Source organism: Bacillus sp. NS1 (assembly GCF_058248265.1).
On record NZ_JBZAZF010000001.1, the window covers coordinates 956,285 to 979,562 of the forward strand.

General features: G+C 45.6%; 25 protein-coding genes. 19 read left to right on the forward strand and 6 right to left on the reverse strand.

Translation table 11 applies throughout. The features are described from left to right. Positions 1-163: 163 nt before the first annotated feature. The 4 genes from AC4CV5_RS04810 (at position 164) to AC4CV5_RS04825 (ending at position 5,531) form a co-directional block, all read left to right on the forward strand. Positions 164-1,465, forward strand: coding sequence for a homoserine dehydrogenase (locus tag AC4CV5_RS04810; protein ID WP_166848757.1), 1,302 nt, complete (start codon positions 164-166; stop codon positions 1,463-1,465). Continuing rightward, the gene (gene thrC / locus AC4CV5_RS04815) at positions 1,465-2,523 is read left to right on the forward strand and encodes a threonine synthase (RefSeq protein WP_490922212.1); all 1,059 of its coding nucleotides are present in this window, start codon (positions 1,465-1,467) and stop codon (positions 2,521-2,523) included. Before AC4CV5_RS04810 ends, thrC begins: the two co-directional genes overlap by 1 nt. Next, on the forward strand, positions 2,520-3,449 hold the full coding sequence (gene thrB / locus AC4CV5_RS04820; RefSeq protein WP_490922158.1) for a homoserine kinase: 930 nt from the start codon (positions 2,520-2,522) through the stop codon (positions 3,447-3,449). Before thrC ends, thrB begins: the two co-directional genes overlap by 4 nt. A gap of 108 nt (positions 3,450-3,557) precedes the next feature. Beyond that, entirely contained in the window at positions 3,558-5,531 is a 1,974-nt protein-coding gene (locus AC4CV5_RS04825; protein WP_490922159.1) for a S9 family peptidase, read from the forward strand. A 41-nt stretch (positions 5,532-5,572) separates the two neighbouring features. Here the strand turns inward: AC4CV5_RS04825 and AC4CV5_RS04830 are convergent, their stop codons facing one another. After that, entirely contained in the window at positions 5,573-5,908 is a 336-nt protein-coding gene (locus AC4CV5_RS04830) for a NifU family protein (protein WP_010886606.1), read from the reverse strand. Between the two features lie 99 nt (positions 5,909-6,007). Here AC4CV5_RS04830 and AC4CV5_RS04835 point away from each other — a divergent pair, with 99 nt between their 5' ends. Next, complete coding sequence (locus AC4CV5_RS04835) at positions 6,008-6,334, forward strand: YuzD family protein (protein WP_102702869.1); 327 nt, start codon at positions 6,008-6,010, stop codon at positions 6,332-6,334. 25 nt (positions 6,335-6,359) lie between these two features. Here AC4CV5_RS04835 and AC4CV5_RS04840 read toward each other — a convergent pair whose 3' ends face one another. After that, entirely contained in the window at positions 6,360-7,427 is a 1,068-nt protein-coding gene (locus AC4CV5_RS04840; protein ID WP_222141967.1) for an NAD(P)/FAD-dependent oxidoreductase, read from the reverse strand. 262 nt (positions 7,428-7,689) lie between these two features. Between AC4CV5_RS04840 and AC4CV5_RS04845 the strand changes: the two genes are divergently transcribed. The 4 genes from AC4CV5_RS04845 to AC4CV5_RS04860 all read left to right on the forward strand — a co-directional run bounded on the left by AC4CV5_RS04845 (position 7,690) and on the right by AC4CV5_RS04860 (position 10,697). Beyond that, positions 7,690-7,926 carry a YuzB family protein gene (locus tag AC4CV5_RS04845; protein ID WP_003222913.1) on the forward strand — a complete coding sequence of 79 codons (237 nt, stop codon included), beginning with the start codon at positions 7,690-7,692 and terminating at the stop codon, positions 7,924-7,926. Positions 7,927-8,064: 138 nt separating this feature from the next. Then, entirely contained in the window at positions 8,065-9,279 is a 1,215-nt protein-coding gene (locus AC4CV5_RS04850; protein ID WP_166848772.1) for a NupC/NupG family nucleoside CNT transporter, read from the forward strand. A gap of 122 nt (positions 9,280-9,401) precedes the next feature. Next, on the forward strand, positions 9,402-10,256 hold the full coding sequence (gene dapF, locus AC4CV5_RS04855) for a diaminopimelate epimerase (RefSeq protein WP_166848775.1): 855 nt from the start codon (positions 9,402-9,404) through the stop codon (positions 10,254-10,256). Between the two features lie 78 nt (positions 10,257-10,334). Further along, positions 10,335-10,697, forward strand: coding sequence for a HesB/IscA family protein (locus AC4CV5_RS04860; RefSeq protein ID WP_166848776.1), 363 nt, complete (start codon positions 10,335-10,337; stop codon positions 10,695-10,697). Positions 10,698-10,751: 54 nt separating this feature from the next. On the opposite strand, the gene guaC is transcribed toward AC4CV5_RS04860, so the two are convergent. After that, positions 10,752-11,732 carry a GMP reductase gene (gene guaC / locus AC4CV5_RS04865; protein ID WP_490922160.1) on the reverse strand — a complete coding sequence of 327 codons (981 nt, stop codon included), beginning with the start codon at positions 11,730-11,732 and terminating at the stop codon, positions 10,752-10,754. A 277-nt stretch (positions 11,733-12,009) separates the two neighbouring features. Here guaC and AC4CV5_RS04870 point away from each other — a divergent pair, with 277 nt between their 5' ends. Beyond that, complete coding sequence (locus AC4CV5_RS04870) at positions 12,010-12,150, forward strand: hypothetical protein (protein ID WP_490922161.1); 141 nt, start codon at positions 12,010-12,012, stop codon at positions 12,148-12,150. 38 nt (positions 12,151-12,188) lie between these two features. Here AC4CV5_RS04870 and yumC read toward each other — a convergent pair whose 3' ends face one another. Next, positions 12,189-13,187, reverse strand: coding sequence for a ferredoxin--NADP reductase 2 (gene yumC, locus AC4CV5_RS04875; protein WP_222141964.1), 999 nt, complete (start codon positions 13,185-13,187; stop codon positions 12,189-12,191). A 331-nt stretch (positions 13,188-13,518) separates the two neighbouring features. Between yumC and AC4CV5_RS04880 the strand changes: the two genes are divergently transcribed. From AC4CV5_RS04880 to spsC, 4 genes are all read left to right on the forward strand, one after another. Next, positions 13,519-14,739, forward strand: a complete 1,221-nt coding sequence (locus tag AC4CV5_RS04880) for an NAD(P)/FAD-dependent oxidoreductase (protein ID WP_326222016.1) — start codon at positions 13,519-13,521, stop codon at positions 14,737-14,739. A 172-nt stretch (positions 14,740-14,911) separates the two neighbouring features. Continuing rightward, positions 14,912-15,055 carry a YuiA family protein gene (locus AC4CV5_RS04885; RefSeq protein WP_166848785.1) on the forward strand — a complete coding sequence of 48 codons (144 nt, stop codon included), beginning with the start codon at positions 14,912-14,914 and terminating at the stop codon, positions 15,053-15,055. A 52-nt stretch (positions 15,056-15,107) separates the two neighbouring features. After that, the gene (locus AC4CV5_RS04890; protein WP_166848788.1) at positions 15,108-15,428 is read left to right on the forward strand and encodes a YuiB family protein; all 321 of its coding nucleotides are present in this window, start codon (positions 15,108-15,110) and stop codon (positions 15,426-15,428) included. A 103-nt stretch (positions 15,429-15,531) separates the two neighbouring features. Continuing rightward, positions 15,532-16,188 carry a stationary phase survival protein SpsC gene (gene spsC, locus AC4CV5_RS04895; protein ID WP_166848791.1) on the forward strand — a complete coding sequence of 219 codons (657 nt, stop codon included), beginning with the start codon at positions 15,532-15,534 and terminating at the stop codon, positions 16,186-16,188. Positions 16,189-16,216: 28 nt separating this feature from the next. Here the strand turns inward: spsC and AC4CV5_RS04900 are convergent, their stop codons facing one another. Continuing rightward, positions 16,217-16,693 carry a divergent PAP2 family protein gene (locus AC4CV5_RS04900; protein ID WP_166848794.1) on the reverse strand — a complete coding sequence of 159 codons (477 nt, stop codon included), beginning with the start codon at positions 16,691-16,693 and terminating at the stop codon, positions 16,217-16,219. Positions 16,694-16,850: 157 nt separating this feature from the next. Here AC4CV5_RS04900 and AC4CV5_RS04905 point away from each other — a divergent pair, with 157 nt between their 5' ends. Together AC4CV5_RS04905 and AC4CV5_RS04910 are read left to right on the forward strand one after the other, a co-directional pair. Further along, positions 16,851-18,353: a leucyl aminopeptidase gene (locus AC4CV5_RS04905; protein WP_326222013.1), complete on the forward strand. Its 1,503-nt coding sequence runs from the start codon at positions 16,851-16,853 to the stop codon at positions 18,351-18,353. 143 nt (positions 18,354-18,496) lie between these two features. Continuing rightward, positions 18,497-19,825 (forward strand): Na+/H+ antiporter family protein, encoded by a 1,329-nt coding sequence (locus AC4CV5_RS04910; RefSeq protein ID WP_490922162.1) that lies wholly within the window; start codon positions 18,497-18,499, stop codon positions 19,823-19,825. Between the two features lie 70 nt (positions 19,826-19,895). Here the strand turns inward: AC4CV5_RS04910 and AC4CV5_RS04915 are convergent, their stop codons facing one another. After that, entirely contained in the window at positions 19,896-20,498 is a 603-nt protein-coding gene (locus AC4CV5_RS04915) for a biotin transporter BioY (RefSeq protein WP_222141961.1), read from the reverse strand. 101 nt (positions 20,499-20,599) lie between these two features. Between AC4CV5_RS04915 and AC4CV5_RS04920 the strand changes: the two genes are divergently transcribed. The 3 genes from AC4CV5_RS04920 (at position 20,600) to AC4CV5_RS04930 (ending at position 23,263) form a co-directional block, all read left to right on the forward strand. Next, positions 20,600-21,196, forward strand: coding sequence for a sulfite oxidase-like oxidoreductase (locus tag AC4CV5_RS04920; RefSeq protein WP_166848806.1), 597 nt, complete (start codon positions 20,600-20,602; stop codon positions 21,194-21,196). Positions 21,197-21,409: 213 nt separating this feature from the next. Beyond that, a complete protein-coding gene (besA, locus tag AC4CV5_RS04925; RefSeq protein WP_166848809.1) occupies positions 21,410-22,276 on the forward strand; it encodes a ferri-bacillibactin esterase BesA in 867 nt (288 codons plus the stop codon). A gap of 201 nt (positions 22,277-22,477) precedes the next feature. Then, positions 22,478-23,263, forward strand: coding sequence for a 2,3-dihydro-2,3-dihydroxybenzoate dehydrogenase (locus AC4CV5_RS04930; protein WP_166854601.1), 786 nt, complete (start codon positions 22,478-22,480; stop codon positions 23,261-23,263). Positions 23,264-23,278 lie beyond the last annotated feature (15 nt).

Sequence of the window (23,278 nt, forward strand, 5' to 3'; positions counted from 1 at the left end):
TCTTGTCATATCAATGTGTTAAGCGTTTACATTCTTAAAATTCAGCCGATTGCTATCTTGTCAAAACAGGAGTGGGCTTATATAATGTTTGTAACTTATATGTCTGTGTTGAGTTAACAATTGTCTTTTTCAAGAGGACAATCAAAAGAAAGGTGGAGTTTTTTTGAAAGCAATTCGTGTAGGGCTTTTAGGTTTAGGTACCGTCGGAAGCGGTGTCGTTAAAATTATTCAAGACCATCAGGATAAGCTGATGCATCAGGTCGGCTGTCCGGTTACGATAAAAAAAGTGCTTGTAAAAGATCTAGAGAAAAAGAGAGAAGTAGATTTGCCGAAGGAAGTGCTCACGACAGAAGTGTATGATGTCATTGATGATCCAGATGTTGATGTCGTCATCGAGGTGATCGGCGGAGTTGAACAGACAAAACAATATTTGGTCGACGCGCTGAGATCGAAAAAGCATGTTGTCACAGCAAACAAAGATTTAATGGCTGTGTACGGATCCGAGCTGCTTGCGGAAGCGAAGGAAAATGGCTGCGATATCTACTTTGAAGCCAGTGTTGCCGGCGGGATTCCGATTCTGCGCACGTTAGAGGAAGGCCTCTCATCAGACCGAATTACAAAAATGATGGGGATCGTGAACGGAACAACGAACTTTATCTTAACAAAAATGATCAAAGAAAAAAGCCCTTATGAGGAAGTGCTCAAGGAAGCGCAGGATCTCGGCTTTGCCGAAGCTGACCCGACTTCAGACGTGGAAGGGCTAGACGCCGCACGGAAAATGGCAATCTTGGCGCGCCTTGGCTTCTCAATGAATGTCGATCTGGAAGACGTCAAAGTAAAGGGTATCTCTCAAATTACAGATGAGGACATCAGTTTCAGCAAACGCCTAGGCTACACGATGAAACTGATCGGGATTGCTCAGCGTGATGGCAGCAAAATTGAAGTCAGCGTACAGCCGACATTGCTTCCTGATCACCATCCGCTTTCTGCTGTGCATAATGAGTTTAACGCCGTTTATGTATACGGAGAGGCCGTTGGTGAGACGATGTTCTACGGGCCGGGAGCCGGAAGCATGCCGACTGCGACATCTGTTGTTTCTGACCTTGTCGCGGTCATGAAAAACATGCGCCTCGGCGTAACTGGCAACAGCTTTGTCGGACCGCAATACGAGAAAAACATGAAGTCGCCGTCTGACATTTACGCACAGCAATTCTTAAGAATTCACGTCAAAGACCAGGTCGGTTCATTCTCGAAAATTACGTCTGTGTTCTCGGAACGGGGCGTAAGCTTTGAAAAGATCCTGCAGCTGCCGATTAAAGGTCATGATGAGTTAGCGGAAATTGTAATTGTCACGCACCATACATCAGAAGCTGATTTCAGTGATATCCTGCAAAACCTAAATGATTTGGAAGTCGTTCAAGAAGTTAAGAGCACATATCGTGTAGAAGGGAACGGTTGGAGCTAATGTGGAAAGGGCTTATCCATCAATATAAAGAATTTTTACCTGTAACAGATCAAACACCGGCGCTTACATTACATGAAGGAAACACACCTCTTATTCACCTGCCGAAGCTGTCTGAGCAGCTCGGAATTGAGCTTCATGTCAAAACAGAAGGCGTCAACCCTACGGGATCATTTAAAGACCGCGGAATGGTCATGGCTGTGGCGAAAGCAAAAGAAGAAGGCAACGATACGATTATGTGCGCGTCAACAGGAAACACGTCTGCTGCTGCAGCTGCTTATGCAGCCCGCGCTAACATGAAATGCATCGTCATCATCCCGAACGGAAAAATCGCGTTCGGAAAACTCGCTCAGGCTGTTATGTACGGAGCCGAGATTATTGCAATTGACGGAAACTTTGACGACGCGCTTAAAATTGTCCGTTCCATCTGTGAGAAATCACCGATTGCCCTTGTCAACTCAGTCAACCCTTACCGCCTTGAAGGCCAAAAAACAGCAGCCTTTGAAGTGTGCGAGCAGCTGGGCGGAGCACCGGATGTTTTAGCGATTCCGGTCGGAAACGCAGGCAATATCTCAGCGTATTGGAAGGGCTTCAAGGAATATCATGAGAAAAAAGGCACAGGCCTTCCGAAAATGCGCGGGTTTGAAGCTGAAGGCGCAGCGGCAATCGTTCGCAATGAAGTAATTGAAAATCCGGAAACAATAGCAACAGCCATCCGTATCGGAAACCCGGCAAGCTGGGACAAAGCTGTAAAGGCAGCTGAGGAATCCAACGGGAAAATTGACGAAGTCACTGATGATGAAATCCTTCACGCTTATCAGCTGATCGCCCGTGAAGAAGGCGTGTTTGCAGAACCGGGATCCTGTGCTTCCATCGCCGGCGTTCTGAAACAGGTGAAATCCGGAGAAATTCCGAAAGGCAGCAAGGTTGTCGCTGTGTTAACAGGAAACGGACTGAAAGATCCGAATACAGCGGTCGACATTTCAGAAATCAAGCCGATCACATTGCCGACGAATGAAGACAGCATCCTTGAATATTTAAAAGGAGCGGCCCGTGTATGAACGAAGCCGACATGCTGTTCACTGTCACTGTTCCCGGAAGCACGGCTAACCTAGGCCCTGGCTTCGATTCGGTTGGAATGGCGCTCAGCAGATATTTGAAGCTGACCGTCTTTGAAAGCGACAAATGGTCTTTTGAAGCTGAAACAGAAACAGTCGCCGGAATCCCGGCGGGTACAGATAATCTGATCTATCAAGTGGCGAAACGGACAGCAGATTTGTATGGCAAAGAAATGCCTCCTGTCCATGTAAAGGTATGGAGTGACATCCCGCTCGCACGCGGCCTTGGCAGCAGCGCTGCAGCGATTGTAGCAGCCGTTGAACTGGCTGATGAATTATGCGGCTTAAAGCTGACTGAAGCGGACAAGCTGCATTTAGCCAGTCTTGAAGAAGGACACCCGGATAATGCGGGCGCTTCTCTCGTTGGCGGACTTGTCATCGGCCTGCATGAAGATGACGAGACACAAATGATCCGCGTCCCCGATGCTGACATTGATGTTGTCGTTGTCATTCCTTTTTACGAAGTGCTGACAAGAGACGCAAGAGACGTACTTCCGAAAGAGTTTCCGTATGCGGACGCTGTAAAAGCAAGTGCAGTCAGCAATATACTCATTGCTGCCATCATGTCCAAGGATTGGCCGCTCGTCGGAAAAATCATGAAGAAGGATATGTTCCATCAGCCGTACCGGGCGATGCTTGTCCCTGAGCTGTCAAAAGTAGAACACGTCGCCGAGATGAAGGGCGCATACGGAACGGCTCTCAGCGGGGCAGGCCCGACGATTCTCGTTATGACTGAAAAAGGAAAGGGAGAAGAGCTCAAAGAACAGCTCGCGCTTCATTTCCCTCATTGTGAAGTCGACGCTTTGACCGTTCCGAAAGAGGGAAGTATAATAGAGCGAAATCCTTTATATCAAGTGAAAAGTGTATAGATCATGCCAAGCGTCCCTCAGCATCAGCGGAGGGCGCTTTTTTTCTGCTGGAGATAAAGGAGTTTTTATTTAGAAAAACGAAATAGTTGTAAAAAGGAGGAGATGAACATGAAAAAGCTGATAACCGCAGAAGACATCACAGCGATTGTCTCTGTAACCGATCCTCAATATGCCCCAGACGGCACCCGTGCCGCATACGTGCAGTCACAAGTGAATTCCGAGAAAGATTCGTATACATCAAATATATGGGTCTATGAAATGAAAAGCGGCGGGTCTGTTCCTTGGACACATGGAGAAAAGCGATGCACGGATCCAAGATGGTCTCCGGACGGGCGCACGCTTGCCTTTATTTCTGATCGTGAAGGTGATGCAGCACAGCTGTATATCATGAGCGCTGAAGGCGGGGAAGCGAGAAAACTGACTAATATCCCGTATGGCGTGTCAAAGCCAATATGGTCCCCGGATGGTGAATCGATTCTTGTCACTGTCAGTTTGGGAGAGGGTGAAAGTATTAATGATCGAGAGAAAGCGGAGCCGGACAGCTTTGAACCTGTTGAAGTTCAAGGTCTAGCCTATAAACGGGACGGCAAAGGACTGACAAGAGGTGCGTATGCCCAGCTTGTGTTTGTCAGCGTGAAGTCTGGCGAAGTAAAGCAGTTGACAAATCACAAAGCCGATCATGGTGATCCAGCTTTTTCTCCTGACGGCAAATGGCTTGTTTTCTCAGCTAATTTGACTGAAACGGATGATGCCAGCAAGCCGCACGATGTCTGCATGATGTCGCTGGATACTGGAGATCTCAAGCAGATTACGTCCCATCGCGGCTCATTCGGACCAAGCTCATTTTCACCGGACGGAAGGTATCTTGCTTTGCTTGGACATGAAAAGGAATATCAGAATGCAACGTTCGAAAAGGCATGGCTCTATGATATGAAACAAGACAATCTTACATGTCTGACTGAAATGCTTGACGTTCATTTAGCAGATGCGCTCATTGGAGATTCACTGATCGGAGGTGCCGAACAGAGCCCGGTTTGGACGAAAGACAGCCAAGGGTTTTATGTCATCGGCACAGATCAAGGCAGTACGGGGATCTATTATATTTCGATTGAAGGCCTTGTGTATCCGATACGTCTCGAAAAAGAGTACATTAATAGTTTTTCCATTTCACCTGACGAACAACACTTTATTGCCAGTGTGACAAAGCCGGACAGACCAAGCGAGCTTTACAGCCTCCCGCTTGGGCAGCAAGAGAGACGGCTGACTGGTGCGAATGACAAGTTTGTCGGCGAGCATACGATTTCAATACCTGAAGATATTCAATATGTCACAGAAGACGGCGTGACGGTGAACGGCTGGCTGATAAAACCTGCACAGGCGGAAGGTGAAACATCATATCCTCTTATTCTCAACATACACGGCGGTCCGCACATGATGTACGGACATACATATTTTCATGAATTTCAGGTGCTGGCGGCGAAAGGGTACGCAGTGGTTTATGTCAATCCGAGAGGAAGCCACGGTTACGGGCAGGAATTTGTGAACGCCGTCAGAGGAGATTATGGAGGAAAGGATTATGAGGATGTGATGCAGGCTGTGGATGAGGCTATCAAAAGAGATCCACAGATTGATCCTGAACGGCTTGGTGTCACGGGCGGGAGCTACGGAGGCTTTATGACCAACTGGATCGTTGGACAGACGAACCGCTTTAAAGCTGCCGTCACCCAGCGCTCGATTTCAAACTGGATCAGCTTTCATGGCGTCAGTGATATCGGCTATTTCTTCACAGACTGGCAGCTAGAGCATGACATGTTTGCTGACACAGAAAAGCTCTGGGACCGGTCTCCTTTAAAATACGCAGCAAACGTGGAGACACCGCTTTTGATCCTGCATGGCGAGCGAGATGACCGGTGCCCGATCGAGCAGGCGGAGCAGCTATTTATCGCTTTGAAAAAAATGGACAAGGAAACCATGCTCGTCCGTTTTCCGAAAGCGTCGCACAATTTGTCACGCAGCGGTCATCCGGGACAGCGGATCAAGCGACTGAATTATATCAGCTCATGGTTTGATCAATATCTCTAATAAAAAAGCCAGGCTGATTAACTATCAGCCTGGCTGCTTTATTAAAAGACTTGTTCTACTTCAACGACACCCGGCACTTCTTCAAGAAGAGCGCGTTCAATTCCGGCTTTCAGCGTAATTGTTGAACTTGGGCAGCTGCCGCATGCGCCTAGAAGACGAAGCTTAACGATACCTTCATCTACGTCTACAAGCTCACAGTCACCGCCGTCACGAAGTAAAAACGGACGAAGTTTGTCCAGCACTTCCTGCACCTGTTCTTTCATTTCAACTTCAGTCATGACATTCGCTCCTTTCGTCGTCATAAAACCATTATATTCAGTGTAACAATAAAAATCTATTGTTTGGTTTGCAAAGTTGCTTTCCCTATTATAGCACATTCAGACTTGAACACAAAAACGGTTTTTTTCTATAAAAACGTCTTTTGGCTCTGTATACTGAAAGAAAGGACATACATAGAGAGAAGGAGGCGTTTACCTGTGACAAAACCAGTCATGCTCAGTGTGTACGGAGCAGAAACCGTTTGTGCAAGCTGTGTCAATATGCCGACGGCTAAGGATACATACGAGTGGCTCGAGGCTGCGCTGAAAAGAAAATATCCAAATCAGCCTTTTGCGATGCAATACATCGATATTTATGAGCCGCCTGACAATGAACATGCAAAAGAGCTTGCGGAAAAAATCAGAAATGACGAGTATTTTTATCCGCTTGTTCTTGTAGAAGACAAAATTGTTGGTGAAGGCAATCCAAAATTAAAAGACGTTTATGAGGAAATGGAGAAGCATGGGTATACAGAAAACCGCTGACAGGATCAGCGGTTCTTCTCTATCATTAACCATTATGGTGTTTGTACATCCACAGCAAGCCGGATTTCAACATACGCGGGACACGGCCGATCAGCGGGCGGTCAGCAACAAGACCGAAGCCGGCTTTTTTACCGAGTGAACCGAGAACGCCTTTCAGCTTGAACTGCGGCATTGATTCTGGAAGGGCTTCTCCATTCCAGCGTTTTTGCAAGATTTGGACAATCTGCTCTGCTTGAGCCTCTGCCAGCTGGGCGCTCGGTGCATGAGGGAGGCTGGCGCAATCGCCGACAACGTACAGATGTTCATCACCAGGAAGATTGTGATGAGGCGTTAATACGATACGCCCTTGTGCGTCCTTTTCCACATCTAAGTCTCTAACGACTTTGTTCGGCTGAATGCCAGCTGTCCACACGATGGCGTCTGCAGAAACCGGTTCATCGTGGTTATACACAACGCCTTCTTCAACTTTTGTGATATTTGCCCTGTTAATAATGCGGACACCGTGCTCTTCGAACCAATTTTGCACATATTTACTCAAACGCTCGGGAAAGCTTGATAAAATGAGATTACCGCGGTCGAACAAAATAATGTTCAGGTCATCACGGCTTTCTCTCAGTTCACTTGCAAGCTCAACGCCGCTTAAGCCCGCTCCGACAATGGCGACAGTGGCATTAGCGCTCAGGTTATTCAGCTTTTGATAGGTTTCGCGGGACTGATCGATGGTTTGAATGCTGTAGGTGAATTCAGGCGCTCCCGGCACGTTGTGATATTTGTCCTCACAGCCGAGCCCGATCACAGCGTCATCGTAAGAAATCGGTTCACGATCTTGGAACAGTACTTGTTTTTGTGCAATATCAATTGAAGAGATATCACCGTATTGGACATCCAGGCGAGGGTGCTCTGGGAATGACACTCTGATATGATGGTCAGAAATTGTGCCTGCGGCAAGGGCATAATATTCTGTTTTCAAGCAGTGATAAGGATTTCTGTCAATTAACGTGATTGAAACATCTTCAGGCAGCTGGTTTGGCAATAAGCGATGAAGAACACGCATGTTCCCGTAACCTCCGCCGATCAAGACCAATTTTTTCATTTGAATTCCCCTTTAATCCGAAGAGTATGATAGACACATTGAAGAAAATACGAACTATGTAAAATAACATCTAGAATTATATCGAATTTGATCTAAAATCACAATAATAGTTTGAAAATAACCTACAAATTAGCCTGAAAGTGCAAATTAGTAAAACGTTATTTGTGAAATGATATGTTACGATAATAAATTTTGAACAATCCGTTGTCTTTGACGAATGATAAAAAATTCGCGATAATGGACATATGTGAGGTGAAACCGCATGAATCCAATGATTGAATTTTGTGTCAGCAATCTGGCTCACGGCTCTCAGGAAGCCCGGGCGATTTTAGAGAAGGATCCCAACCTGGATGTCCTTGAATACGGCTGCTTAAGCTACTGCGGGACGTGCATGGAGTCGCTTTTCGCCCTTGTAAACGGAGAAGTCGTCATGGGTGAAACGCCTGCTGAGCTTGTTGAGAATATATATACATTTATTGAAGAAAATCCAATGTTTTAAATGAAAAGGGCCTGGACAGGCCCTTTTTTATTTTGCCGTACAAAAGAACTAAAAAAATGTGTAGACATCAAAAAATATTATTGTTATCGTATAAAAGATATTTTTTTAAATAAAATTTTAAGAGGTGTAGGTGTATTCATGAGTGTTCTGTGGGGACTGCTCGGCGCAGTTGCGATCATTGCTATCGCGTTTTTATTTTCAGAAAAGAAAAGCAATATTAAGATAAGAACCGTCATCGTTGGTTTATGCACACAGGTGGCGTTTGGATACATCGTGTTGAAATGGGAAGCGGGACGCGCTGTTTTTTTATGGTTTTCAAGCCGTGTACAGCTTCTGATTGATTATGCGAATGAAGGAATCAGCTTTATTTTTGGACCGCTTCTGAAAGTCGGCGACAGTCCTGCATTTGCATTAAGTGTACTGCCCGTTATCATTTTCTTCTCAGCACTGATTGCAGTTTTATATCATTTGAAAATCATGCAGCTTGTTTTCCGTGTCATTGGCGGCGGATTGTCGAAGCTCCTAGGGACAAGCAAAACGGAATCTCTTGCGGCTGCTGCTAATATTTTTGTAGGACAATCAGAATCTCCGTTAGTGATCAGACCCCTGATAGCCGGTCTGACGCGCTCTGAATTGTTCACGATTATGACGAGCGGTCTATCGGCTGTTGCGGGTTCGACCTTGTTTGGATACGCGCTACTCGGTATTCCGATTGAATACTTGCTTGCGGCCAGCTTTATGGCTGCTCCCGCGGGTCTTGTCTTTGGTAAATTGATTATTCCCGAAACTGAAAAGCCGCAAACCGTAAAAAGCGATTTTAAAATGGATGAAGGTGAAGGCGCAGCCAATGTCATTGACGCAGCTGCAAAGGGAGCTTCAACCGGACTGCAAATTGCCTTAAACGTTGGAGCGATGCTGCTTGCGTTCGTTGCATTAATCGCTGTAGTAAACGGTATTCTCGGCGGAGTATTCGGCTTGTTCGGTTTAAAAGGTGTCACATTAGAATCCCTTCTGGGTTATGTGTTTTCCCCAATCGCCTTTTTGATTGGTGTGCCTTGGCATGAAGCATTGCAGGCGGGAAGCTATATCGGCCAGAAATTGGTGCTTAATGAGTTTGTCGCTTATTCTAACTTCGGTCCGCACATCGGCGAGTTTTCTAAGAAAACCGCTACCATTATCAGTTTCGCGTTATGCGGATTCGCCAATTTTTCATCAATTGCGATAATGCTCGGTACGCTTGGCGGTTTAGCGCCTAGCCGCCGTTCGGATATCGCACGCCTCGGTCTGAAGGCTGTTCTTGCGGGAACATTAGCCAATCTGCTCAGCGCAGCCATTGCCGGCATGTTTATATAAACGATAAAAGCTCCTTGCGACAATGCAAGGAGCTTTTATGTATGAAAAACGGGGGATAATTGTATTGTGTCCGTTTATAATAGCTTTTATACTAAGAAAAAGAAAAAAAGTTGGAGGCACCTATGAACTCATTTCGATTTACCAAAATGCACGGCCTGGGAAACAGCTATATCTACGTGAATCAATTTGAAGAACAGCTTCCGGAAGAAAAACTGTCTGAGATTGCCGTTCAGGTTTCTTCTGTTTATACAGGGATCGGTTCCGACGGAATGATCCTGATATGCCCTTCAGATCAAGCGCCTGTCAAAATGCGGATTTTTAATAATGACGGGTCTGAAGGGAAAAACTGCGGCAACGGCCTGCGCTGCGTCGCAAAATACGCTTATGAGCATAAGCTGGTTGAGAAAACATCTTTTCTGATTGAAACCCTCTCCGGGCTTGTGAAAGCGGAGGTTCAAGTTGAAAATGGGAAAGTGAACGTGGTCACTGTCGATATGGGCGAACCGCGCCTGACAAAAAACGAGCTTCCGATGCTTGAAGGCGGAGAAGAGCACACGATCAATGAAACGATGACATTTGGTGAAGTTGAACTAACAGGCACTGCCGTTTCAATGGGAAATCCCCATATCGTTTTTCCGATCGCTGACATTGAACAGGCACCCCTGACGACACTGGGACCGGTGATTGAGAAAGATCCGAGATTTCCAGAAGGCATCAATGTAGAATTCGTCGAAACCGTGAATGAACATGAACTGCATTTCCGCGTCTGGGAACGGGGATCAGGCATTACTCAGGCATGCGGGACAGGAGCATGTGCAGCGGCCGTCGCATCTGTGTTAAATGGCGTATCAAAACGAAATCAGGACATCACGGTGCATTTAGCAGGCGGAGATCTAGTGATTAATTGGAAAGACAACGGCCATGTGATGATGACAGGGCCGGCTGAAACTGTTTGTGAGGGCGTCTATTTCTTGTAAAACACCTTGTTTGAGAATTGGACCAATCATGTTTATAATAAAAGACAACATCCGGTTTTTAAAAGGAGGTTTACAAAAATGAGCAACCCGGTAACAATTACAGAAGCAGCAGCTTTGCATATAAAAGATATGATGAAAGAGCATGAAGAAGAAAACGCGTTTCTGCGTGTCGGCGTCAAAGGAGGCGGCTGCAGCGGCCTTTCTTACGGCATGGGCTTTGAGCACGAAAAGGGCGAATCAGACAGCATGTTTGATCAGCACGGGATCGCTGTACTTGTTGATAAAGAAAGCCTTGACATCATGAACGGCACCGTGATTGATTATAAGCAATCCATGCTCGGCGGCGGCTTCACCATCGACAATCCAAATGCCATCGCTTCATGCGGCTGCGGTTCTTCTTTTAGAACAGCGACGAATACAGGTACACCTGAAGAGTGCTAACAACAGAAAACGGCAAGTCAAGCTGGGAACCGCTGACTTGCCGTTTTTTTATTTTTAATATTTATCCCCATTAAAAATCGAATTCTTCACAATCACATAATCCACATTGCGGATCGCGTCAAGTTTCGTTCCGCCTGCATAAGAAATAGAAGATTGAAGATCCTGTTCCATTTCAATCAGCGTATCCTTGATTGAGCCTTTATGTGCCACGTGCATTTTCTTGCCTTCTACATTTTTCTTTTCGCCTTTTTGGAACTCAGAGGCTGAGCCGAAGTACTCTTTGTATAGCTTTCCGTCTTTTTCGACCGTTTGGCCTGGTGATTCTTCGTGTCCGGCAAATAGTGAACCGATCATGACCATCGTTGCGCCAAATCTGATTGATTTTGCGATGTCGCCATGTGTGCGGATGCCGCCATCCGCGATAATTGGTTTGCTGGCTGCTTTGGCACACCAGCGCAGCGCTGCTAATTGCCAGCCGCCTGTGCCGAAGCCGGTTTTGATTTTCGTAATACATACTTTTCCCGGTCCGATGCCAACTTTAGTGGCATCCGCTCCCGCATTTTCAAGTTCTCTGACCGCTTCCGGCGTTCCGACATTGCCAGCAATAACAAAGCTGTCCGGCAAATGTTTTTTAAGCTGCTGGATCATTTCAATGACCGCATTTGAATGGCCATGAGCGATATCAATTGTCACGTATTCAGGAGTCAGATTTGCTTCTGTCAGTTGGCGGACAAATTCATACTCCTCATCTTTGACGCCCACGCTGATAGAAGAGAATAATCCGCGTTCGTTCATATCTTTAATAAATTCAATTCGTGTTTCAGGTTCAAATCGGTGCATCACATAAAAGTAACCATTTTCGGCTAATTGAATGGCTAGTTTTTCATCTATAATCGTCTGCATATTGGCAGGAACGACGGGTAATTTAAATGTACGTCCGCCTAAACGCACGGATGTATCACATTCTGAACGGCTATTTACAATGCATTTTGCAGGAATTAGCTGAATATCTTCGTAATCAAATACATTTTCCATCATTATCACTCCTAAAAACGAATATTTAAAAGAATACTATATGAAATGTTCGCCTTCTATAATGTACTCTGTTTTATTTAGGATGTCAAACGTTTTTATTTGCTTACAAGTATGCGCAAGTGCCGAAGCTTGTCATGCTCGGTGAGTTTGGGTATCATAGTCTTAACGAAAAGTCTTAGAGAGCGGATTAAAAAGCGAATGAAATACGTTCAGCAAAGCTTGGTCGTTCAGCACCAGGCTTTCTTTATGACATGGACAGATGAAAGGAGCGAGTGAGATGACGCAAAACGAAGAAAAAACACCGAAGTCCCAAAAGATCCAAGATCGCATAATTATGACAATGATCTGGATCGTCGCAGCCCTTGTTATTGCGCTGGTTGTGGGAACCGCATTGAATTATATAAATATCTTCAAATAAAAAAGGAGCTGTGTCGCTGACACAGACTCCTTTTTTTATTATTTATTTTCAAAAAGACTTGTTGAGTGAAGAGGCTGTACGCGGGCTTTCGGATCCATGTAAGCTTTGGCGTTGTTCACTGCTGTCGGTGCCTCGCCGAAGCCGCTTGCGATCAGGTTGACTTTTCCTTCGTATGTGCAAATGTCACCTGCTGCAAAGAAGCCTTCGATATTTGTTTCCATTGTTGATTTGACGACAATAGAATTTTTCTCGATGTCCAGACCCCAGTTTTTAATAGGTCCAAGAGATGAAACGAAACCGTAGTTGACGATTAAGTCATCGATTTCTAAAATCTCTTTGCGATCGCCTTTCACTTCTTCAAGCACTAGCTGTTCAATTTTCTCTTCCCCAATCAGCTCCGCAGGGACGAATGGTGTTAGGACATTAACCTTCGACGCGTGAAGGTTTTCCACACTGTGCTCGTGCGCGCGGAATTTATCGCGGCGGTGGATGATGGATACTTCTTTTGCGATCGGCTCAAGCATAAGCGCCCAGTCAACCGCTGAATCTCCTCCACCAAGGATCGCAACACGTCTGCCGGCGAATTTTTGCAAATCATCAACGAAGTAGTGAAGGTTTTTGCCTTCATACTGCTCGGCATTTTCAAGTTCCAGTTTTCTCGGTTTGAATGCGCCGTTTCCTGCAGTGATGATGACCGTTTTAGAATAGTGAGTTTCTTCATTTGTCACAAGCTTAAACACGCCGTCCGCTTGTTTTTCAACAGATTCAACCGCTTGCTCCAGACAAATGGTTTGGTCGAATTTCGCCATTTGTTCTTTTAGGTTATTGATAAGCTCTTGGGCGCGGATTTTCGGGAAGCCCGCTACATCGTATATATATTTCTCAGGGTATAGGGCGCTAAGCTGTCCGCCGAGCTGAGGCAGGCTTTCGATAATTTTGACGCTTGCCTGTCTCATGCCTCCGTAAAAAGCGGTGAATAAGCCGACCGGTCCCCCGCCTATAATAGTAATATCATAAACCTTTGTATCCTCTCGCATACGAAAATTGCCTCCTAAATGAAAATTGTTATTAATTATACCATATTGCCATTCAAATTGACGAGTCAGCAGAAAAAATCATAAGTGCATGGCGTGCGCATCCGTTCTTGAAAATATTTCCGCAGGCCGATACGATGATAACCAAATGAATTGATCTTTTTCTGAATGTTTCCTAGGCCAGCCGGATAAATATGATAGTAGTACTATGAGTGAAGACTTCATAAAAAATTTTTCAATATATTTCATAAAATCCCGCCAATAAGCTGAAGCTAACACAAATGATGATTTTATTATGCGTCTAACAAAAGCAAAAAAAGAGAAGGTGGATGTGATGGCATTGAATAAGCCCAAAATCGTGATTTTAGGTGCAGGATATGGCGGATTGATGACGGTAACTAGGCTGACAAAGTTTATCGGACCGAATGATGCTGATATTACGCTTGTGAATAAACACAATTATCATTATGAAACGACATGGATGCATGAAGCGAGCGCGGGTACGCTCCATCATGACCGCTGCCGTTATCAGATAAAAGATGTAATCAACCAGTCGCGGGTCAATTTTGTACAGGATACTGTAAAGGCAATCAAAATTGATGAGAAAAAAGTTGTGCTTGCGAATGGAGAGCTGCAGTACGATTATTTAGTCATCGGACTCGGCGCGGTGCCCGAAACGTTCGGTATTAAAGGTTTGAAAGAATATGCGTTTCCGATCGCCAACATCAACACGTCGCGTCTGCTGAGGGAACATATTGAGCTGCAGTTTGCAACTTACAATACGGAAGCGGAAAAACGGCCGGACAGGTTAACGATCGTTGTAGGCGGAGCCGGATTTACGGGAATTGAATTTCTCGGCGAGCTGGCAGCCCGCGTGCCTGAGCTCTGCAAGGAGTACGACGTTGATAGGAGTCTCGTGCGCATTATTTGTGTAGAAGCAGCGCCGACCGTTTTGCCTGGCTTTGATCCTGAGCTTGTCGATTATGCGGTTCATTACCTTGAAGAAAACGGAATTGAGTTTAAGATCGGCACGGCTGTCCAAGAATGTACACCGGAAGGAGTCAGAGTCGGGAAAAAAGATGAAGAACCAGAGCAAATCAAATCGCAAACCGTTGTATGGGCGGCAGGTGTCCGCGGCCATCCGATTGTGGAAGAAGCCGGCTTTGAAAATATGCGCGGCCGGGTCAAAGTCAATCCAGATCTTCGCGCACCCGGACATGACAACGTCTTCATTCTCGGCGACAGCTCGCTGTTTATGAATGAAGATACGGAGCGCCCGTATCCTCCGACTGCGCAAATTGCGATGCAGCAGGGGATAACGGTTGCTAAAAACCTTGGCAGGCTCATTAAAGGCGGAGAGCTTGAGGAATTCAAGCCGGACATTAAAGGAACGGTGGCTTCTCTTGGCGAGCATAACGCAGTTGGGGTCGTTTATGGCAGAAAGCTGAAAGGCACACCGGCTTCGTTTATGAAAAAAGTCATCGATAACCGCTCGCTGTTTTTGATCGGCGGACTCGGACTGACGCTGAAAAAAGGCAAGTTCAAGTTTTTCTAAAAACCCGCGGAAGCGGGTTTTCTTTATTAAAAAACGCCAAAATAAAAAGATAACGAGAGGAAAACAAGTATGTTTCCGCTTACATCAAAAGATTTGTCACATGATCTGACTTTATTATTGACAGTTTGATATGATATATTATCAGAAAATTAAGAAAAAAGGGGATGATCAGATGAAAACTGCATCGACAACCGCTTCACATGCATGCCCATTTTGCTCAGGGAAAGGGTATTTTCAATTGATCCTCGGCGGTTCAGAAACTTGTCCGTCTTGTCAGGGGACAGGAAAAGACAGTCATTCTTTTTCCAGACGTTGACTTTATTTCAGCCCCCGCGTTACACTAAAAACAACGCAGGGGGTGGGATAGGTTGATTAGTCTGCCAGTCGTAATCATCTCAATTGTTTTGTTTTTTGTCTTGTTTTTTGGAATCGGTTTCTTATTAAACATGCTGCTGAGAATGTCTTGGATTATGGCTGTGATTTATCCGATTGTATGCCTTTTCATTATCAGCAAGGAAAAGCTGATCAGCTATATCCAGTCGCCGGGAGAATCCTTTGCCGGCCTGTTTCATCGTATCGTATCATTAGCAGCTGCTGATGTGCTGATTTTAGCCAGCGGTTTGGCTGGCGCCATCGTGTCGGGTATAGCGATCAACATGCTCAGAAAAAGAGGATATCAAATGTTTTAAATGCCGCTTTCTTCTAAAGAAAGCTTTTTTTGTGCTTTCTGCTCATTCACCATTTTGAATATTGCTCTCTCCAATTGGGAACAATGATTCGGAGGAGAGGTGAATGATATTGATTATGATCAGACGTTTGCTGATGACCTGTTTATTTCTGCTTGCATTTGGCACAACATTTTTATCAGTGTCAGGAATCGAAGCGAAGGACTTGTCAAAATGGGTGCAGGAACATCAAGAAAAGCACTTGAAGCATGCAGGACTGACATTAAAATCATTGCAGCAGAAAAAAACACAAACCATGTCAGCGGCCAAGGATAAAACAAAACCGTTAGAAGAAGCGTTTGACTGGAACGAGTATCCGGTTCAAAGAGTAACAGCAACAGGATACACAGCAGGAGCTGAATCGACGGGTAAACAGCCCGGCGATCCATTATACGGGCTTACATATTCAGGTGTGAAAGTGAAAAGAGATTTGTACTCCACTGTTGCCGCTGATCCATCCGTTTTCCCGATCGGCACGATTTTATTCATTCCGAACTACGGTCTCGGAGTTGTGGCCGACACAGGATCAGCTATTAAGGGAAACCGCCTTGATCTGTACTTTGAAACCGTCAAAGATGTGTACAATGAATGGGGCAAAAAAACCCTTGATGTATATGTGATTAAAAAGGGAACGGGAAAGGTCACCGAGGATGAGCTTGAGAAGCTCAATGAAACAAAATCTTTGCAGGTGTTCAGAAATCAATATAAAACTGTGAAAGAATAAAACGCTCCAGCAAAAGCTGGAGCGTTTTTTACATGAAAAAGTAAGCGAGTATCAATGTCAGAAAAATACCTGTTAAGCCTCCGAAAAAAACCTCGATCGGCTGATGTCCGAGAAGCTCTTTCAGCTTTTTTTGCTTTTCTTTATCTTCAGCTTTCGGGAAGTCCTTTGCTTCATTTACGAAGCGGTTAAAATCAATGACAAGCTTATTGATGACTGTTGCCTGTTCACCGGCGTGACGTCTGACGCCAGTTGCGTCAAACATGGTAATGACGGCGAAAATGGCAGAAACCGCAAAGAGTGAGGAGCCTAATCCATGCTCCAAGGCTACGCCTGTAGAAAGCGCAGTGACCGCTGCGGAGTGAGAGCTCGGCATGCCGCCTGTGCTTGTGACCAGCGACCAGTCCAGTTTTCTGGACACGATAAACTGTATGGGCACTTTGATGACCTGAGCAAAAATAATTGCGGCCAGGCTTGATAATAAAGGAAAATTCATTAAAAGTTCCATCGGCGACATCCTTTCTATTTAAAAAATCCTTCGTGTTTCAAAAGAAAAAAGCAAGTCTTAGACTGTTGTTTGATAAAATAAGTGTAATGGAAAGAATGTTTTTCCTATTATACCATTGTTCAATACAAATACCCATTACGTTAGGAGTGTAAGCTTCATGTTTTATGCGGTTCAGCAATTAGAGCATACAGAAACCCTTGTAGTCGGGCTTTTTCAAAAAAGCCAGCTGACAGGCAAAGCATTGGAAATTGATGAAATGCTGCAGGGCCATCTGACACAGCTTTTGAAAGATGGTGATGTCTCTTCGAAACCGAATCAAGTATCAAAAGTATTCCCTCCATCTTCTGCAGGTATGAAACGGATTTATTTCGTTGGTTTGGGGAGAGAAGCAAATTATTCGTTTGAACAGGCGAAGGAACGTTTTGCTCATGTTTTTCAAGCCATTCATAAAGACCGAAGACAAGAAGCAGCTGTCCTGCTTGACACATTTATTTCTGAAGACGTGCCTCCAGCCGATGCCGCTCACGCTTTAGCTGAGAGCTGCCTGCTTGCTTCCTATGAGGTGCAGGATTATAAGCACAAATCAAATGAGCCTGATAAACAAATTGAAGCTGTGTATGCTGTCACAGATGAAGATACACAGGAAGTGCAGGCGGGACTTCGTGTCGGGCAGGCATACGGGCAAGGGGCAAATTCCGCAAGAACGCTTGTGAATATGCCGGGAAACATGCTGACAGCGACTGACCTCGCTTCTTATGCAGAAGAGCTTGCGGCGAAATATGATTTTGAGTGTGAGATATTGGAGAAATCAGAGATGGAAGAGCTCGGCATGGGCGGAATACTTGCGGTAAACCAGGGCTCGACCGAACCGCCCAAAATGATTGTTTTGAAGTATCAGGGCAAAAAAGATTGGGAAGACGTTGTCGGACTTGTGGGAAAAGGGATTACCTTTGACACAGGCGGATACTCCATTAAAACGAAATCTGGAATAGTCGGTATGAAATCTGATATGGGAGGAGCAGCAGCGGTTCTCGGGGCAATGGAAACCATCGGAGAGCTTCGTCCCGAGCAAAACGTGCTGGCTGTTATTCCGTCAACCGATAATATGATCTCCGGCGGGGCGATGAAGCCTGATGATGTCATCGTATCATTAAGCGGAAAAACGATTGAAATCCTCAATACGGATGCTGAAGGAAGACTTGTGCTAGCAGATGGCATTACATACGCGAAACAGCATGGCGCTTCAGTTCTTGTTGATGTGGCTACGCTTACCGGCGGAGTTGTTGTGGCATTAGGAACAGAAACGACAGGCGCTATGACAAATGACCAAAGCTTTTATCAGCAGGTAGCTGATGCTGCGGAAGAGTGCGGCGAGGCCATCTGGCAGCTGCCGATAACAGAGAAGGATAAAAAGCGCGTGAAAAGCAGCCAAATGGCAGATCTCAGCAATTCACCGGGGCGCGAAGGACATGCGATTATGGCAGGAACATTTCTTGGTGAATTTGCTGAAACAACGCCTTGGGTTCATCTTGATATTGCAGGTACAGCGACTTCCAATAAAGCAACCTGCTTCGGGCCGTCCGGGGCTACCGGTGTAATGGCCAGAACACTGGCCACACTTGCGGAACGATTTACTTTGGAAGAAGATAAAGGCGAATAATGTTAAATCCCTGCTGCGGAATGCAGCGGGGATTTTTTCTTCCAAAATCTTTAGTTGACTAAAGTGTATCGGTTATGATACGATACGTTCGTACTTTATTTATCTACTACATTAGCAAACTAAAGGATTTTTGGAGGGGTATCATGAATGCAGTCGTCATCGCGGTGCTGCTTATGCTTGTCTTAAGCCTGCTGCGTGTCAATATTGTTATCGCATTAATTATAGGCGCTCTGGCCGGCGGGCTAACAGGCGGGCTCGGTCTTGGCGAAACGGTTAAAGCTTTTACTGACGGACTCGGAGGAAATGCCACCGTTGCAGTCAGCTATGCCATGCTAGGCGCGTTTGCTGCGGCTTTAACGAAAACGGGCCTTCCGGACGCAATGGTGGAAGCCTCCGTTAAATTAATCGGAAATAAAGAAGACACTCGTAAAAAAGCACTGTCCAAAGTGCTGATTGTACTGATTATTTTAATTATATCTTGTTTTTCGCAAAACGTGGTTCCGGTTCACATCGCATTTATCCCGGTGTTGATTCCGCCGCTTTTGAAAATCTTTAATGAACTTGAAATGGACCGCCGTCTGATCGCATGTGTGATTACATTCGGTTTAACGGCGCCTTATATTTTAGTGCCGGTCGGTTTCGGCCAAATCTTCCAAGGCATGCTCAAGGATAATATGACAGATGCCGGATTAAACGTATCTCTCGGTGATATTCCTTACGCCTTAATGATTCCCGTTGCGGGTATGGTTGTAGGTCTGATTATATCAATCATTGTATTCCGTAAACCTAAAACATACGAAACAAAAGAAATATCTGGTACGAATCCTTCTCCATATACGAAAAAAAGCCTGGCTATCGCGGTGCTTGCCATCGCAGTGTCACTCGGCGTCCAGCTTTACTTATCTCAGACTTTGGGAGTAGAAGGGATGATTATGGGGGCGCTGGCAGGTCTGATTATCCTGTTTGTCAGCGGTGTGATGAAGCGTGATGAAGCGGACTCACTGATTACTGACGGAATGGTCATGATGGCCTTTATCGGTTTTGTTATGCTCGTTGCTGCCGGATTTTCAAATGTATTGACGAAAACGGGAGATGTCGAGTCACTGGTCAAAACAGCAGCTGGCATTATGGGGCACAGTCAGTTAGTGGGCGCATTGCTGATGCTCATTGTCGGCTTGTTCATTACAATGGGGATCGGTTCATCTTTTGCGACAATTCCAGTTATTACAACGATCTTTGTGCCCCTTTGCATGCAGCTCGGATTCAGCCCGATGGCAACGGTTGCGATTATCGGAGCAGCAGCTGCGCTAGGCGATGCCGGTTCACCTGCCAGCGATAGTACTCTTGGACCGACTTCAGGTTTAAGTGCAGACGGCCAGCATCACCACATTTGGGATACTTGTGTGCCGACATTTTTATTTTATAATATCCCGCTTATCATATTTGGCTGGGTTGCGGCGCTTGTTTTATAGGAAAAAGGCTCTCCTTTACTAGGGGAGCCTTTTCTCGTTATGATAAAAAAACCGTCCAATAGAACGGTTTTTATGTGGAAGATATGTGATTTCGGTTAAAGCCGGTTGCTTTATGAATAGAGCGGTAGATCGCAGGCGCTATAGACGCCAGTATCACAGCCATCACCGTGTCTTTTACCATAAACCAGGTCATAAAGCCCCAAGCCGTACCGTAGCTTACTGGCGTATGAATCCACAGCTTCAGTGCAAGATACATATAGGTAGTGCCGATGATATACATGATGGCTGTTCCGATAAGAGAAGCAATCAGAAATCGGATTTTACTCGGCTGAATTTTGCGTTCTAAGAACCATCCAGCTGCAAATGCTGCAGGGATGTATGAGATAATAAATCCGCCGCTTTTTCCCGCAAACGGTGCGAAGCCCGCTGAAAATTGAGCAAACACAGGCGCTCCTGCCAATCCGACAAGCGCATATACAATCATGGCAATACCTGCTCGTTTGCTGCCGAGAAGCAAGGCTGCCAAGAGACAGAAAAACGGTTGCATCGACAGCGGAATGCCGGCTACTTGTAAAAAGGGTGCCACTGATGTAATGTTGGCGCCGACGGCCATAAGTGCGGCGAACATGCCAATCAGCGCCATATCTCCCGCACGAAGTTTATGGTGTTTCATTGTTGTTCCCCCTTAGGTTTACATACACAATCATAGAGTAATAAAGAACGGAAAGATTGTCAACATGATTTTAAGTAAGGTTAACAAAAGGAGGGTTCTGTATGTATTTCGGAAAAATAAAACAATCCGATCAATCTGGGAGAGTCCCGCCAAATCAAAACGTCACAACCTCTTTTCCTGTGCTTCATACGGGAAATGTCCCATATTACGAGGATATGGAAAAATGGAATCTTCAAGTGTACGGATTGGTTGATCACCCGATGCTGTTAAGCTTTGAAGATGTCAAAGCCTTTCCTCAGTACGAATCGAAAAATGACATCCATTGCGTCACTGGCTGGTCACGGCTTGATAATGTGTGGCAAGGCGTGCGGGCTCGTGATATAGCGGAAAAAGCGGGTGTTAAAGATGAAGCGGGCTACGTCATTTTACATGCAGAAGAGGGCTGGACGACCAATCTGCCGCTCGATGATTTTTTGGCAGAAACCTCACTTCTGGCTTATGCGCATAATGGCGAGCCTTTAACGCCTGAACATGGCTTCCCGCTGCGGGGCGTGTTTCCGCATCTGTATTTTTGGAAAAGCGCTAAGTGGCTGCGCGGCATCCAATTTACAAAAGAGAATCACCCCGGCTTTTGGGAGCAGAACGGCTATCACATGAGAGGCGATCCGTGGCAAAATCAAAGGTTTACATGGGATTAAGGTTCTATTTCAAACAGGACAATCTGCATCTTTATCAGGTTTTTATTTCCATATTGATAGTCTTCAGGTACCTTATTTGATGAAGGTGCCTTTTTTATTAAGGAAAAAGTTGACTTTCTCTGGAAGAAAACCTATTATTTGAGGTGTCTAGATGATAGTGAAAATCATTATCATATATTGTGATTTAGTTTAAGGAGAGGAATGTCGTACTGCATGAATGAGAAAACAGATCGGGCGAAAGGCGGGACACAAAACGCATTTACCATTCCTGGTACGGAAGTGCGTAGGATGTCTTCACGCAATGAGAACCGTGCCTATCAAATTTTCATCTCGAAACCGAGTACGCCGCCGCCGCCCGCTGGTTATCCGGTCATTTATCTGCTGGATGCCAATTCTGTCTTCGGAACGATGGCAGAAGCTGTTCGAATACAGGGGCGCCGTCCAGAAAAAACCGGGGTGATCCCTGCTGTAATCGTCGGCATTGGCTATGAGACAGCAGAACCGTTCTCTTCAGCGCGTCACCGGGATTTTACAATGCCGACAGCTCAATCGAAATTGCCGAAAAGGCCCGATGGAAAAGATTGGCCGGAGCATGGCGGAGCAGAGGGCTTTTTCAGATTTATTGAGGAGGATCTAAAACCGCAGATAGAACGAGATTATCAAATTGACAGAAACAGACAAACGATCTTTGGACACTCACTTGGCGGGCTGTTCGTGCTGCAGGTGCTGTTAACAAAGCCGGATGCGTTTCAAACGTATATTGCGGGAAGTCCGTCCATTCATTGGAATAAACCGTTTATTCTTGAGAAAGCGGACCATTTCGCCTCCCGCTTCAAGAAAAACAATCAGCCTATCAATCTCCTGCTTGCGGCAGGAGAATTGGAGCAGCATCATAAAAGCCGGATGAACGATAATGCGAGAGAGCTTTACGAGCGGCTGGCCGTTTTATCAGAACAAGGCGTACGGGCAGAATTTTGTGAGTTTTCAGGAGAAGGACATATTTCGGTTCTTCCTATTTTGGTCAGCCGGGCGCTGCGTTTTGCGCTTCATCCTGACGGACCGCATATGTCAGTGGGCTGAGACATTCTCAGCCTTGCTTCTAAAAATAAAATATTCGTCACTGAAATTATATTTGACTGTCACATGACATTTGGATATGATTATTTTTATAATTGATAATGATAATCATTATCAATAGATTGCGCTTTTCTTTTCAAGGCGCAGCAGTCTTTTTCGCTGGATGTCCGTTCGGCATCTGAAGCGAAGAAAGGAATTGATGATATGAATGCAATGGGTATAAAGGGCAAAATTGCTTTTATAACAGGGGCTGCCCAAGGGATAGGAGAAGCTGTTGCACGGACGCTTGCCGGTCAAGGCGCACACGTTGCGGCAGTTGATTATAATCCTGAAAAGCTGGAAAGGGTTGTGAGCAGCCTTAAAGCGGAAGGCTGCCATGCGGAAGCTTTTCCCGCGGATGTAAGAGACAGCGCGGCAATTGACGAGATTACGGCGCGCATCGAACGTGATATGGGGCCGATCGATATTTTGGTGAATGTAGCGGGTGTTCTTCGCCCGGGACTGATCCATTCACTTAGCGATGAGGAATGGGAGGCCACGTTCTCAGTGAATTCGACTGGTGTATTTAACGCCTCGCGTTCAGTCAGCAAATATATGATGGACCGGAGATCGGGTTCGATTGTAACGGTCGGATCGAATGCTGCCGGTGTGCCGAGGACATCAATGGCGGCATATGCATCTTCAAAGGCTGCGGCTGTGATGTTTACGAAATGCCTTGGCCTTGAGCTTGCAGAATATAATATTCGCTGCAATATTGTGTCTCCCGGATCAACGGAAACAGACATGCAGTGGTCCTTATGGGCTGATGAAAACGGAGCGGAGCAAGTCATAAAAGGATCACTTGAGACATTTAAGACAGGAATCCCGCTCAAAAAACTGGCTCAGCCTTCGGATATTGCGAATGCCGTGCTCTTTTTGGTTTCTGGCCAGGCAGGGCATATTACGATGCATAATTTATGCGTAGATGGCGGTGCGACCTTAGGCGTGTAACTCAATTTAAAGGAG

Coding starts and splice junctions, on each gene's coding strand:
- thrC (WP_490922212.1), top strand. CDS start 1,465: ATGTGGAAAGGGCTTATCCATCAATATAAAGAATTTTTACCTGTAACA.
- thrB (WP_490922158.1), top strand. CDS start 2,520: ATGAACGAAGCCGACATGCTGTTCACTGTCACTGTTCCCGGAAGCACG.
- AC4CV5_RS04825 (WP_490922159.1), top strand. CDS start 3,558: ATGAAAAAGCTGATAACCGCAGAAGACATCACAGCGATTGTCTCTGTA.
- AC4CV5_RS04830 (WP_010886606.1), bottom strand. CDS start 5,908: ATGTGCTATAATAGGGAAAGCAACTTTGCAAACCAAACAATAGATTTT.
- AC4CV5_RS04840 (WP_222141967.1), bottom strand. CDS start 7,427: ATGAAAAAATTGGTCTTGATCGGCGGAGGTTACGGGAACATGCGTGTT.
- AC4CV5_RS04845 (WP_003222913.1), top strand. CDS start 7,690: ATGAATCCAATGATTGAATTTTGTGTCAGCAATCTGGCTCACGGCTCT.
- AC4CV5_RS04850 (WP_166848772.1), top strand. CDS start 8,065: ATGAGTGTTCTGTGGGGACTGCTCGGCGCAGTTGCGATCATTGCTATC.
- dapF (WP_166848775.1), top strand. CDS start 9,402: ATGAACTCATTTCGATTTACCAAAATGCACGGCCTGGGAAACAGCTAT.
- AC4CV5_RS04860 (WP_166848776.1), top strand. CDS start 10,335: ATGAGCAACCCGGTAACAATTACAGAAGCAGCAGCTTTGCATATAAAA.
- guaC (WP_490922160.1), bottom strand. CDS start 11,732: ATGGAAAATGTATTTGATTACGAAGATATTCAGCTAATTCCTGCAAAA.
- AC4CV5_RS04870 (WP_490922161.1), top strand. CDS start 12,010: ATGACGCAAAACGAAGAAAAAACACCGAAGTCCCAAAAGATCCAAGAT.
- yumC (WP_222141964.1), bottom strand. CDS start 13,187: ATGCGAGAGGATACAAAGGTTTATGATATTACTATTATAGGCGGGGGA.
- AC4CV5_RS04880 (WP_326222016.1), top strand. CDS start 13,519: ATGGCATTGAATAAGCCCAAAATCGTGATTTTAGGTGCAGGATATGGC.
- AC4CV5_RS04885 (WP_166848785.1), top strand. CDS start 14,912: ATGAAAACTGCATCGACAACCGCTTCACATGCATGCCCATTTTGCTCA.
- spsC (WP_166848791.1), top strand. CDS start 15,532: ATGATATTGATTATGATCAGACGTTTGCTGATGACCTGTTTATTTCTG.
- AC4CV5_RS04900 (WP_166848794.1), bottom strand. CDS start 16,693: ATGGAACTTTTAATGAATTTTCCTTTATTATCAAGCCTGGCCGCAATT.
- AC4CV5_RS04905 (WP_326222013.1), top strand. CDS start 16,851: ATGTTTTATGCGGTTCAGCAATTAGAGCATACAGAAACCCTTGTAGTC.
- AC4CV5_RS04910 (WP_490922162.1), top strand. CDS start 18,497: ATGAATGCAGTCGTCATCGCGGTGCTGCTTATGCTTGTCTTAAGCCTG.
- AC4CV5_RS04915 (WP_222141961.1), bottom strand. CDS start 20,498: ATGAAACACCATAAACTTCGTGCGGGAGATATGGCGCTGATTGGCATG.
- AC4CV5_RS04920 (WP_166848806.1), top strand. CDS start 20,600: ATGTATTTCGGAAAAATAAAACAATCCGATCAATCTGGGAGAGTCCCG.
- besA (WP_166848809.1), top strand. CDS start 21,410: ATGAATGAGAAAACAGATCGGGCGAAAGGCGGGACACAAAACGCATTT.
- AC4CV5_RS04930 (WP_166854601.1), top strand. CDS start 22,478: ATGAATGCAATGGGTATAAAGGGCAAAATTGCTTTTATAACAGGGGCT.